This window comes from Shimia sp. CNT1-13L.2, from assembly GCF_024331145.1.
In the GTDB taxonomy this organism is placed as follows: domain Bacteria; phylum Pseudomonadota; class Alphaproteobacteria; order Rhodobacterales; family Rhodobacteraceae; genus Shimia.
This window is the reverse complement of record NZ_JANDJO010000002.1, coordinates 94,965-107,700: the sequence shown is the minus strand read 5'-3', so window position 1 is coordinate 107,700 and position 12,736 is coordinate 94,965. Positions and strand designations below refer to the sequence as shown.

The window sequence follows — 12,736 nt, the reverse complement described above, 5'->3', positions numbered from 1 at the left end:
AAAGCGGTTTCCAAACCGCTTGTGCAAGGCGTTTCGAAACGCCTTGCCCGCCCCTCCCTCGCAAAGCACAGCCCATGCCCGCCACCGATTTTTCTCCCGCCGAATACGCCGACCGCCTCGCCCGCACCCGCGCCGCGATGGCCACTCGCGGCATCGACACGCTGATCGTCGCCGACCCTTCCAACATGGCCTGGCTTACCGGCTATGACGGCTGGAGCTTCTATGTCCCGCAGGCCGTCATCCTGCACGCCTCCGGCAGCCCGCTCTGGTGGGGCCGCACGCAGGACAAACCCGGTGCCGCGCAGACCACCTACCTGCCCCCCGAGGCCCTCTTCGACTGGCCCGAAGACCACGTTCAGCACCCCGACCACCACCCCTATGACGCCCTTGTCACCCTCCTGCGCGAGCAGGGCTGGACAACCCATCTCGGGGTCGAGATGGATAACTACTACTATTCCGCCGCCGCCCACCGCATCCTCGAAACCGCCTTCGGCCGTGACACCATCGCCGACGCCACCGGCCTCGTGAACTGGCAACGCGCCATAAAAAGCCCCGCCGAACTTGCCCTGATGACAAAAGCCGGCCAGCTCAGCGCCCATATGCACGCCACCCTGCGCGCGGGCTTTCGCGAAGGCCGCGCCAAACACGAACTCGTGGCCGAGGTGCAGGCCGCCGGTGTCGCGGGCCTGCCCGGCCTCGCCGGCGACTATCCCGCCATCGCACCCATCGCACCGTCGGGCCGCGAAGCCTCGGCCTCGCACATCACCTGGAACGACCGCCCCCTCACCCGCGACGAGGCCACCTATTTCGAGATTTCCGGCTGCTACCACCGCTATCACTGCCCGGTCAGCCGCACGCTCTTCCTCGGCACCCCACCCGACGACATCCGCCGCGCCGAAACCGCCGTGCTGCGCGCCATCGAAGACGCCTTTGCCGCCGCCCGCCCCGGAACCACCTGCGAAGAGGTCGCCGCCTGCGTCTACGACAGTTTCGCCCGCGCAGGCTATGTCAAAGGCAACCGTACCGGTTATCCCATCGGCCTCAGCTACCCCCCCGACTGGGGCGAACGCACCATGAGCCTGCGCCCGGGCGACATCACACCGCTTGAGGAAAACATGACCTTCCACCTCATGCCCGGCCTCTGGACCCCGGACTGGGGCCTCGCCATCACCGAAAGCTTCGTGATCACTCCCGAAGGCGGCAAACCCCTGGCAGATATCCCGCGCGACCTGGTGGTGGTCGCACCCTAGAAGCGGTTTTCAAACCGCTTCCCAAGGCGTTTCGAAACGCCTTCCCGCTAGCCCGAAAGGGTGTCCACACCAACAAACAAGTTGATTTCCTTGAATGGCTCGATTGTCTGAACCTTTGAGCCAATTCCGCAACAACCTCTAATCGCCACGCCATCAAGAAACCTCTGAACCTTCATCACTCAATCCCTGCCTGAAATTCCGATTTCAAATTCGCGCAATGAACAGGAAATGAAAACCCCGAACGCCGCGATTTCCGCAGGTCTGAACAAGGCGTTAACCTTAATGGTATGTGAACCGGGACGACGCGGGTTAACCGGGCCTCAACCCATGCCGGAAAACCGCACCTCCGTGATACCGTCGCAATACCGACGTGATACCGACGTTGATTTTCAGCCCCTTCTCGCCTCGAAGAACCGCTTCAGCAGGTCTTCGCATTCCTGTGCCGCGAGGCCGTCATAGACCTCGGGCACATGGTGGCTTTGCGGATGGGAAAACACGCGCGGACCCTGCGCGACGCCGCCCGACTTGGGATCGGAGGCACCATAGTAAAGCCGCGCGATCCGGGTCTGTGAAATCGCGCTCGCGCACATGGGGCACGGCTCAAGCGAGACAAAAAGATCATGATTTACAAGACGTTCCGAGCCAATCGCCCGACAGGCCGCGCGCATCGCAAGGATTTCCGCATGCGCCGTCGGATCGCTCAGCTCGCGGGTCCGGTTGCCCGCCCGCGCCACCACCTCGCCCGCAGGAGAGACCACGACCGCCCCCACCGGAACCTCGCCCCGATCGGCCGCCGCCCGCGCCTCTTCCAGCGCGATATGCATGAAACTGCGAAACGCCATGCCCTCCCGTACCCCCGACAAGCCCCCTTTCGCAATCCCCCAATCCACGCTATGGCCCTGCCATGAGCACAGATACCCCCAAAGGCGACCGCATCGCCAAGGTCCTCGCCCGCGCCGGTGTTGCCAGCCGCCGCGAAGCCGAACGCATGATCGAAGCTGGCCGCATTGCGGTTAACGGCAAGACAATCGACAGTCCGGCGCTGAACGTGACCGGCCGCGACCGCATCCTTGTCGACGGCAAGCCGCTGGCCGAACCGGAACCCGCGCGACTCTGGCTCTATCACAAGCCCACCGGCCTCGTGACCACCCACAAGGACGAACAGGGCCGCGAGACGATCTTTGATCACCTGCCCGAAGACCTGCCCCGCGTGATGTCGGTCGGCCGCCTCGATCTCAACTCCGAGGGCCTGCTGCTGCTCACCAACGACGGCGGCGTCAAACGCCAGCTCGAGTTGCCGGCGACAGGCTGGCTGCGCAAATACCGCGTCCGCGTGAACGGCAGGCCCACCGAAGACACTTTCACCCCGCTGCGCAAGGGCATCACCATCGACGGCGAGACCTTTCAGCCCATGCAGGTCTCGCTGGATCGCCAGCAGGGCGCCAACGCCTGGCTCACCGTCGGCATCCGCGAAGGCCGCAACCGCGAAATCCGCCGCGCAATGGAGGCCGTCGGCCTGCCGGTGAACCGCCTGATGCGGGTCTCCTACGGGCCGTTCCAGTTGGGCAACCTGAAATCCGGTGAGGTCGAGGAAGTGCGCCGCCGCGTCATGCGCGACCAGCTTGGCCTCGACGGGGCCAAGCCCGCCGAAGAACGCCCCAAGCCAACCCGCAAACGCAAACCCGGCCCCAAGCCCACGGCACGAGACGGCGCGCGCCCGGGCAAACCCGGCACGTCTAAGAGTGCCAAACCTCCTCGCAAGGGACCGCGCCGCTAGGTCGACCTGCCGTTTGACATCGTCCGAAGCCCACAGGACCGTCTCTAACCGCGTCGGAAACAGCGTTGGCCAGATGCGCGATTGACGACCATTCCTTGTCCCCTTGCCCAAATGCCGAACACCGCATTGGCAATCTGACGCCCAAGCACCAATCTTCCCCCTAGCGAAAACCCGCCGAAACTCCTAGGTTTCTGGCAGGTTTACGAGGGGATGGAACCACATGACCGGCACGACGTTGCAAAAACTTGCCTTTGGTCTTCTTGTCATACTGATCGTCTACGTTTCCATCGCAGGAGGCGTCTGATGGCTCAGAAATTTGGCGGCAAGTACAGCCCCGACGGAAACGCAGGGGCCTCGGGCACCTTCCAGAACGCCCGCCGCAGCCGCGTTGGTGGCCGCGTGAACCTGCTGTTCATCGCCCCCCTGCCCCTGATCTGGCAGGCCTTCGGCAACGGCCCGGTGCAGCTTGCCCTGAACCTTGCCGCGCTTGGCCTTCTTCTGCTGGCCGCATGGCTGACCCGCGAAGGCCTGCTGGCGCAAGAGGCTTATGAAGCCCGCAAGGTTGCCCGCCGTCCCGCCTTTCCGCGCAAGATGGCAGGCTCTGTTCTCACCGGTGCCGGCCTGGCGCTGGCCGGCTGGGCCGCCACTGGCGGCATCATCGCGCCGGCCATCTATGCGGTGATCGGCACCCTTCTGCACGGCTTTGCCTTCGGCCTCGATCCGCTCAAGGACAAGGGCATCGAAGGCGTCGATCTCTACCAGACCGACCGCGTCGCCCGCGCCGTGGAAGAGGCCGAGAAACACCTCACCGCCATGACAGACGCGATCCTGCGCTGTGGCGACCGCCGCCTTGAAGGCCGCGTCGCGCAGTTCCAGACCACCGTCCGCGATCTCTTCCGCACGGTCGAGGAAGACCCCCGCGACCTGAGCGCCGCCCGCAAGTACCTGAGCGTCTATTTGCGCGGTGCCCGCGATGCCACGGTCAAGTTCGCCGACATCTACGCCCGCAAGCGCGATACCGCCGCACGGGACGATTACGAGGCGCTGCTCGACGATCTGGAGCAGAATTTCGCCGCCCGCACCGAAAAGCTCTTGCTGGATGACAAGAGCGACCTGACAATCGAAATTGAAGTGCTGCGCGACAGGTTGCAGCGCGAAGGTGTCGCCCGCGACACCCTGTAAGCCCAACAAGGGGGAAGTTTTATGTCTGACACAGTTCGTCAAAAGGCCGAGGCCGCGCTGGCCGAAGTGGATCAGGTGACCGCCGTGATCCTGCCCGAACCCACCGAGGCCAACGCGGTAATCGCCCTGGCCGATGCCGATGCGCCACTTTCGGCCGAGATCACCCGCCGCATGGGCGAACTCGACATGACCGACACCACCTCGATTGTGCATTTCGGCTCGGCCGCACAGGCCGAACTGCAGGAAATCAGCCAGGCCATGCTTCAGGACGTCCGCAACAAGGATGTCGGCCCCGCGGGCGACTCCCTGCGCAACATCGTCACCACCATCCGCGGTTTCTCGATCTCCGAACTCGACGTGCGCCGTGAACGCTCCTTCTGGGAAAAGCTGCTGGGCCGCGCCGCGCCCTTTGCCAAGTTCACCGCGCGCTACGAACAGGTGCAGGACCAGATCGACCGCATTACCGACAACCTTCTGGAACACGAACACACGCTTCTCAAGGACATCAAGTCGCTCGACCTGCTCTACGAAAAGACCCTGAGCTTCTATGACGAACTGGCCCTCTACATCGCCGCGGGCGAGGCCAAGATCGCCGATCTTGATGCCAATGACATCCCGGCCAAGGAAGCCGAGGTTCAGGCCGCAGACGAGAACGATCAGGTGATGAAGGCCCAGGAGTTGCGCGACCTGCGCGCAGCGCGGGACGATCTCGAACGCCGCGTGCATGACCTGAAACTCACCCGTCAGGTCACCATGCAGTCCCTGCCCTCGATCCGACTGGTTCAGGAAAACGACAAGTCGCTGGTCACCAAGATCAACTCGACTCTGGTCAACACCGTACCGCTCTGGGAAACCCAGCTGGCACAGGCCGTCACCATTCAGCGCAGCGCCGAAGCCGCCGCTGCCGTGCGCGACGCCAATGACCTGACCAACGAACTCCTGACCTCGAACGCCGCCAACCTGCGCCAGTCCAACAAGATGATCCGCGAGGAAATGGAACGCGGCGTCTTTGATATCGAGGCGGTCAAACAGGCCAACGCCGACCTGATCGGCACCATCGAGGAAAGCCTGCAAATCGCCGATGAAGGCAAGGCCCGCCGTGCCGCCGCCGAGGAAGACCTCAAGAAGATGGAAGCCGACCTGCGCGACACCCTCGCCGCCGCCAAGGCCAAGCAGACCGGCCTTGGCGACACCGCCGCCACTTCCGTTCCGGGAGCCTGATACCCCAAGTGACGCGGCTCAAGACCACCTTTCTCCTGATCGCTCTGACGGCCCTGGCCGCCTGCGACGACCTGCTCCCGAGCCGCCCCGGCCAAACCACCCCCAAGCCGCCGACCACCTCGGCGGCTTCGGAACAGCTGCGTGTCTACTATGCCCATACCGAGACCGATCTCCTGACCCGCGGCCTCCTGCGCACCGATGGCGGCGGCCCGGACACGCCCTTTACCGCCGACATGCTGGCCCGCAACTTCGAGCAAATCGCCTTCTTCGACGAATATGCCCGCGGTCAGGGCCTCGAACGTTCCTCGGGCGAGGCCGGCACCCTGCGCCGCTGGTCGCGCCCCGTGCGCCTCGCCGTCGAATTCGGCCCAAGCGTGCCACAGGCCATTCGCAGCGAAGACACGGCAATCGTCTCGGATTTCACAGCCCGCCTTGCCACGATCACCGGCCACCCGATCAGCATGGCCAACCGGCGCACCAACTTCCACGTCATGGTCATGGGCGAGGACGACCGCGACTACCTGCTCGATCGCGTCAACACCATCATCCCCGGCGCCAGCACCTCGACGCTTTCGCTGTTCCGCAACCTGCCGCGCTCGATCCATTGCCTCGTCGTGGCCTTCTCGCGCCCCGATGACGACAACGATTACCGCACCGCCATCGCGCTGGTGCGCGCCGAACACCCCGACCTCCTGCGCAAATCCTGCTACCACGAGGAAATCTCGCAGGGCCTCGGCCTCGCCAACGACAGCCCCGAAGCCCGTCCCTCGATCTTCAACGACGACGACGAATTCGCACTGCTGACCACCCACGACGAGGCCCTCCTGCGCATCCTCTACGATCCGCGCCTGTCCATCGGCATGCCCCTCGAACAGGCCCGCCCCATCATCCGCATCCTCGCCCGCGAACAGACGGGCCAAAACCTTTGAACCTGAAGGAGACCTGACCCATGGGCATCTTCGATTTTCTCACCGGTGAATTCATCGACGTCATCCATTGGGTGGACGACACCCGCGATACAATGGTCTGGCGGTTCGAGCGTGAAGGCCACGAGATCAAATACGGCGCCAAGCTGACGGTGCGCGAAGGCCAGGCCGCCGTCTTCGTCCACGAAGGCCAGCTGGCCGATGTCTTCACCCCCGGTCTCTACATGCTCGAGACCAACAACATGCCGATCCTGACCACCCTCAACCACTGGGATCACGGCTTCAAATCCCCCTTCAAATCGGAAATCTACTACGTCAACACGACCCGCTTTGCCGATCTGAAATGGGGCACCAAGAACCCGATCATCTGCCGCGATCCGGAATTCGGCCCCGTTCGCCTGCGCGCCTATGGCACCTATGCCATCCGCATCACCGATCCCGCCCGCTTCCTGACCGAAATCGTCGGCACCGACGGCGAGTTCACCATGGACGAGATCTCCTACCAGATCCGCAACATCATCGTTCAGGAATTCTCGCGCGTGATTGCCGGCTCAGGCATCCCCGTCCTCGACATGGCAGCCAACACCGCCGACCTCGGCAAACTGGTCGCCGCCGAAATCTCCGGCACCCTGTCGGAATACGGCCTCACCATGCCCGAACTCTATATCGAGAACATCTCGCTGCCCCCCGCCGTCGAAGAGGCGATGGACAAGCGCACCTCGATGGGCATCGCCGGCGATCTTGGCCGCTACACCCAGTTTTCCGCCGCCGAAGCCATGACCGCTGCGGCGCAAACCCCGAACTCCGGCATGGGCGCGGGCCTCGGCATGGGAATGGGCATGGCCATGGCCCAGCAGATGGCCAACACCGGCCCCTGGGGCGCGGCCCCTGCGACAGCTGCACCGGCACCGCAAGCGGCACAGGCGGCCCCACCACCGCCTCCGCCGGTCGAACACGTCTGGCACATCGCCGAGAACGGCGCCACCAAGGGTCCCTTCTCCAAGGCCGCGCTGGGGCGGATGGCAACCGCTGGGGAGATCACCCGCGAAACCTACGTCTGGACCGCCGGCCAGGATGGCTGGAAACACGCCGAAGACGTGGCTGAGCTGGCGCAGCTCTTCACCATCCTGCCGCCGCCACCCCCCGGTGCCTGACACCGGGGCAGACCCCTCTTGCACAAACCGGCCTTTGCGCCTTCAATGCACCTGAAATACTCCCGCCGGAGGCAAGAAAATCCATGGTCGCGACCCCGCCACCACCCCCAACGCCAGAAGACCTGCACCGCTTTCCCTGCGAACAATGCGGTGCCGATTACCGTTTCGATCCGACAAACGGCCAGCTGACCTGCGATCACTGCGGGCACAGCGTGGCGATGAAAGAAGGCGGCCCCGCGATCCGCGAACTCGACTTTCGCAAGGCGCTGGCCGATCAGCTGCCCGCGCAGGAGATCGAGGAAACCCGCGTGGCCACCTGTTCGAACTGCGCCGCGGCGGTCGAATTCGACCCCGCCACCCATGCCGCCGAATGCCCTTTCTGCGCCACGCCCATCGTGGCCGACACCGGCACCAACCGGCACATCAAACCCCGCGCGGTCCTGCCCTTTGCCATGAACGAACGCGCCGCCCGCGAGGCGATGAACGACTGGCTGGGCCGCCTCTGGTTCGCGCCCAACGGCCTTCAGGAATACGCCCGCAAGGGCCGCCGCCTCGAAGGCATCTATGTTCCCTACTGGACCTACGACGCCGACACGAAATCGCGCTACTCCGGCCAGCGCGGCATCGTCTACTACGAATCCCAGTCCGTGATGGTCGATGGCAAACGCGAACAGCGGCAGGTGCAGAAAATCCGCTGGACGCCGGTCTCGGGCCGCACCGCGCGCTTCTTCGATGACGTGCTGGTCCTCGCCTCCCGCGCCCTGCCCAAACGCTATACCGACGCGCTGCAACCCTGGGATCTCGGCGCCCTCCAGCCCTATAGCCCCGAATACCTCGCCGGGTTCCGCGCCGAGGCCTACACCGTCGAACTGGACGAAGGCTATGATGAGGCCCGCGCCATCATGGACCGCTCCATCGAACGCGACGTCCGTTTTGACATCGGCGGCGACCGTCAGCAAATTCACCGCATCGACACCACGGTCAGCGACGTCACCTTCAAGCACATCCTGCTTCCGGTCTGGCTCGCGGCCTATAAATACCGCGGCAAAAGCTATCGCTTCGTGGTCAACGGCCAGACAGGCCGGGTCCAGGGCGAACGCCCGTGGTCGGCCTGGAAAATCACCTTCGCGGTGATCCTCGGCCTGATCCTTGCCGGAACCATCGGCTATTTCGTGGCCCAGAACCAATAGATGACAATGACACCGCATTCCACCCTGCAAGAACTTTTGACCACCCGCCATTCCTGCCGTGGGTTCCGCCCCGATCCCGTGCCGCGCCCGGTGATCGAAACCATCCTCGCCGATGCAGGCCGCGTACCCTCGTGGTGCAATGCCCAGCCGTGGCAGGTCACCGTCACGTCGGGCGAGGCAACCGAGGCCTTTCGCAAGGTCATGCTCACGGCCTTTGACAGCGAAAGCGCCACCACCGATTTCCCGCCCCCTTCCGGCTATAGCGGCGCCCGCAAGGCCCGCCGCCAGACCTGCGGCCTGCAACTCTACGAAGCTGTCGGGATCGAACGTGCGGACAAGGCCGGCCGCACCGCCCAGATGCGCGAGAACTATGCCTTCTTTGGCGCACCGCACGTCGCGCTCATCACCACGGCGGCAGAACTCGGTGCCTACGGTGCGCTGGATTGCGGCGGCTTCATCACCGCCTTCTGTCTCAGCGCCCAGTCACAGGGCATCGCCACCATCCCGCAGGCGGCCCTCGCCTTCTATGCCGATACCGTACGCGCCCATTTCGAGATCCCCGAAGACCAGCTGATCCTCGCCGCCATCTCCTTTGGCTATCGGGATGATACACACCCCGCCAACGGCTTTCGCACCGAACGGGCAACGCTCGCGGAAATGGTCGACTGGCGCGACTAGGCAGGTCTACTCGGCCATCTGCAAGGCCTTGATGGATGTGACATCCACATGGCCGCGCGCCGTTTCGTGAATGCGCTCTGACCGGTCATTGCCAACAACACGGCCCTTGCGGAACAGGAACATCTTGCCCCAGCTCTGCCAGGTGCCCACCGAAGGCGCATCCGCATCCATCGGATAGCGGTCCCGCCACCCCTCGGGCAAGGGCAAGCCACAGGTCTCGGCATTCTCCAGCATCCAGACCAGCGGCACATTGGCCAGCGGCCGCGCCTCTTCGAAACCACCCAGTTGCCCGCCGATGTCCCCATGCGAGCCGCGGAACCACACCTGGTCTGCCCGCCCTCCCCAGCCCTGCGGACATTCCCACATGACGGGTTCAAACACTTCCCGCGTTTCGTCCAGCGCCAAAGCGTGAAACCCGTGCCGGATCGAGTGGCCAAGGTGGTGGTTGTGAAAGGCGTGGCGCTCTTCCGTGAAACGCCACAACACCGGCAACCGCAGGCCCAGCGCCTTGACCGTGTCCCAAACCCCGATCATCTCGACCTCGGTATAGGGATGGCAATGCTCCGCTGCAAAGGCCCGCGCCGCATCGCCGTCCGGATTGCATTCATAAAGCCGGTAAACCTGCCGGATATTGCGCTCTGTCGCGCAGGAGGCCTTCACGAGGCCAACCCGGTCAATCACCCCGGCCAGCGATCGCACCGCAAACGCCCCGCGCGAATAGCCGAACAGGAAAATCCGGTCGCCCGGGCGATAACGGGACGCCAGAAACCCATAGGCGCGGCGGATCTGCCGGTTCAATCCCCGCCCCATCATCACGTCCAGCGTGTTGCGCCAGCTTTGCCACTGCACGCCCGCCTCGTAGTAGAGGGTCATCTGCCCGTTCATTTCCTGCAACAGCCGAAAGGTCCGCCCGGCATTGGTCTCGAACCCCGGCTCAAGCGTCGACATGGTGCCATCAAGGATGATCACATGGGTCTGCGGCCCGCGCTTGCGCGTCTTCGTATGGTCCTCGCGCAGCGGTCGCCCGAGCCATCCGAATACCCTCTTACTGAGCCGTGACAGATCCATCCTTCAACAGTTCCCATACTCTTTGCGGCGTGAATGGCATATCCGCCTGCCGCACGCCCCGTTCCCACAGGGCATCCTGTACCGCGTTTGCCGTTGCCGCCATCGCGCCAACCGTTCCGGCCTCGCCACAGCCCTTCATCCCCATCGGATTGGCTGTTGACGGCACGGCCTCGGTGTCAAACACATACATAGGCAAATCATTGGCTCTTGGCATCGCATAGTCCATGAACGTTGCCGTGAGCAGTTGCCCATCCTCATCATAGCCCACATGTTCCATCAGCGCCTGGCCGACACCCTGGGCAACACCCCCATGCACCTGCCCCTCGGCCAGCATCGGGTTGATAAGATTGCCGAAATCATCGACGACCGTATATCGGTCAACCTCTACCATACCGGTTTCCGGGTCGACTTCAACTTCGCAGACATGGGCACCATTTGGGAAGGACCGCGCCTCGAGAGTGGCCCGCTCCTCGTGGGTCAAAAGATCGTGACGGCCATCTGCCCGTGCCATTTCGGCGACCTCCAACATGCTTGGGGTCAGGTTCGACCCCTCCGCGCGAAAGCGTTCGTCGTCAAACCGGATCGCGCTTTCGTCGACCCCCATCTTATCCGACAAATAGGGCACCATTGCGGCGATCATCTTCGACACGGTCGCCAGCGTGGCATTGGCCTGCGTCGTCACAGACCGCGACCCACCGGTGCCGCCGCCCTTGGCAATCCGGTCACTGTCGCCCTGAACAACCGCGATTTTCTCGACAGGAATGCCGGTCTGATCCGAAAGGAACGTAGCATAGACAGTTTCGTGCCCCTGCCCGTTGCTTTGCGTACCGACATATATCGTCACCGTGCCATCCTCGTTGAATTCGATCTTCGCGCCTTCCGAAGGATCACCGAGAATACTTTCGATATAGTAACACAGGCCCTGACCACGCAGTTTGCCCCGCGCCGCGCTCTCTGCCTTGCGCGCCTCAAAGCCCGCGCGATCCGACAGCCCGTCAACCCGCGCCAGCACCCGTTCGAAGTCCCCCACGTCATAGGTTTCGCCTGTTGAGGCCGCATAGGGAAAGGCATCGCTCGGAATGAAACTCTTGCGGCGCAGCTCCCACGGGTCCACACCCAACTCCCGCGCCGCCCGATCCATCAGCCGCTCCAGCACATAGATCGCCTCGGGGCGACCAGCCCCGCGATAGGCATCCACGGGCGAGGTGTTGGTATAGATCCCCTCCACCCGCAGATAGGTGTCCTGAAGATCATAGACACCGGCCAGCACGCGGCTGAACAGGCGGGTCTGGATGATCTGCCCGAACTGCGAGTTATAGGCCCCGAGGTTGCACTTGCTGTGTACTCGGTAGCCAATCGCCTTGTGATCGGTGTCAAAGGCCATCTCGACCATCGACACCAAGTCACGCGCGCCATTGTCGGCCAGCATCGCCTCGCTCCGGTCCGCCATCCAGCGCACTGCCCGCCCCGTGACCCGCGCCGCCTCCGCGACCGAGAACATCTCGGGATGCACCATCGCCTTCATGCCGAAACCGCCGCCCACATCGGGGTTGGTCACCCGCACAAGATCTTTCGCCACGCCAAAAGCCGCCGCCAGCTGATCCTTGGGCACCCAGACGCCCTGCGCGTTCACCGAGACATGCAGCCGCCCGCCGTCCCATTCGGCAAAACAGCCGCGGGTCTCTAGCGGGTTCACGATCACCCGGTTGTCATCCACCTCCAGCGAAACCACATGCGCCGCGCTGTCGAACACAGCCGCCACCTTGGCCTCGTCCCCAAGTTCCCAGTCAAAAGCCCGGTTGTCGGCCACATCCTCGTGCAGCGCCTCGCCGCCGGCTTCGCGGGCCATGTGCACGGGCAGGTCTTCATAATCGAACATGATCATCTCGGCCGCATCGCGGGCCTGCTCGGCGCTTTCGGCCACGACAATGGCCACCGGTTCGCCCACAAAGCGCACCCTGTCCTTGGCAAGCATATGCCGCACAGGTGCCGCCGCTGGGCTACCGTCGCGGTTCTCAAGCGTCACCGCAAACATCTCGGTCTTCATGCCCGCCGCCGCAAGATCGGCATGGGTCAGAACCGCATGAACGCCATCGGCCTCCCGCGCGTCTTCGACATCCAGCTCGGTGATCACCGCATGGGCCACCGGCGACCGGAAAAAGACCGCAAACAGCGCATCCCGCGGCGCGACGTCATCGACATACTGCCCCTCACCGCGCAGGAACCGCAGGTCCTCGATCCGTTTCACTGACTGGCTGCGTCCAAACTTTTCCATGCCACTCCCCTCGCG

11 protein-coding genes are annotated in these 12,736 nt (G+C 63.9%); 8 read left to right on the top strand and 3 right to left on the bottom strand.

The features are described from left to right. Positions 1-74: 74 nt before the first annotated feature. On the top strand, positions 75-1,250 hold the full coding sequence (locus NNA36_RS04345) for a M24 family metallopeptidase (RefSeq protein ID WP_255104549.1): 1,176 nt from the start codon (positions 75-77) through the stop codon (positions 1,248-1,250). Positions 1,251-1,639: 389 nt separating this feature from the next. Here the strand turns inward: NNA36_RS04345 and NNA36_RS04340 are convergent, their stop codons facing one another. Then, a complete protein-coding gene (locus NNA36_RS04340) occupies positions 1,640-2,092 on the bottom strand; it encodes a nucleoside deaminase (protein ID WP_255104547.1) in 453 nt (150 codons plus the stop codon). Between the two features lie 62 nt (positions 2,093-2,154). On the opposite strand from NNA36_RS04340, the gene NNA36_RS04335 reads away from it, so the two are divergent. The 7 genes from NNA36_RS04335 (at position 2,155) to NNA36_RS04305 (ending at position 9,378) form a co-directional block, all read left to right on the top strand. Continuing rightward, positions 2,155-3,027, top strand: coding sequence for a pseudouridine synthase (locus NNA36_RS04335; RefSeq protein WP_255104545.1), 873 nt, complete (start codon positions 2,155-2,157; stop codon positions 3,025-3,027). Positions 3,028-3,330: 303 nt separating this feature from the next. After that, entirely contained in the window at positions 3,331-4,209 is an 879-nt protein-coding gene (locus NNA36_RS04330; protein ID WP_255104543.1) for a 5-bromo-4-chloroindolyl phosphate hydrolysis family protein, read from the top strand. Between the two features lie 21 nt (positions 4,210-4,230). Continuing rightward, positions 4,231-5,430, top strand: a complete 1,200-nt coding sequence (locus NNA36_RS04325; RefSeq protein ID WP_255104541.1) for a toxic anion resistance protein — start codon at positions 4,231-4,233, stop codon at positions 5,428-5,430. An 8-nt stretch (positions 5,431-5,438) separates the two neighbouring features. Continuing rightward, positions 5,439-6,359: a DUF2927 domain-containing protein gene (locus tag NNA36_RS04320; RefSeq protein ID WP_255104539.1), complete on the top strand. Its 921-nt coding sequence runs from the start codon at positions 5,439-5,441 to the stop codon at positions 6,357-6,359. A gap of 20 nt (positions 6,360-6,379) precedes the next feature. Continuing rightward, positions 6,380-7,510, top strand: coding sequence for an SPFH domain-containing protein (locus NNA36_RS04315; RefSeq protein WP_255104537.1), 1,131 nt, complete (start codon positions 6,380-6,382; stop codon positions 7,508-7,510). A gap of 83 nt (positions 7,511-7,593) precedes the next feature. After that, the gene (locus NNA36_RS04310) at positions 7,594-8,700 is read left to right on the top strand and encodes a TFIIB-type zinc finger domain-containing protein (protein ID WP_255104535.1); all 1,107 of its coding nucleotides are present in this window, start codon (positions 7,594-7,596) and stop codon (positions 8,698-8,700) included. A gap of 6 nt (positions 8,701-8,706) precedes the next feature. After that, positions 8,707-9,378 carry a nitroreductase gene (locus tag NNA36_RS04305; RefSeq protein ID WP_255104533.1) on the top strand — a complete coding sequence of 224 codons (672 nt, stop codon included), beginning with the start codon at positions 8,707-8,709 and terminating at the stop codon, positions 9,376-9,378. Between the two features lie 6 nt (positions 9,379-9,384). On the opposite strand, the gene NNA36_RS04300 is transcribed toward NNA36_RS04305, so the two are convergent. Both NNA36_RS04300 and NNA36_RS04295 read right to left on the bottom strand, forming a co-directional pair. After that, a complete protein-coding gene (locus NNA36_RS04300; protein ID WP_255104531.1) occupies positions 9,385-10,446 on the bottom strand; it encodes a DUF2235 domain-containing protein in 1,062 nt (353 codons plus the stop codon). Beyond that, positions 10,424-12,721: a xanthine dehydrogenase family protein molybdopterin-binding subunit gene (locus tag NNA36_RS04295; RefSeq protein WP_255104529.1), complete on the bottom strand. Its 2,298-nt coding sequence runs from the start codon at positions 12,719-12,721 to the stop codon at positions 10,424-10,426. The genes NNA36_RS04300 and NNA36_RS04295 overlap by 23 nt, the downstream gene beginning before the upstream one ends. Positions 12,722-12,736: the final 15 nt, after the last annotated feature.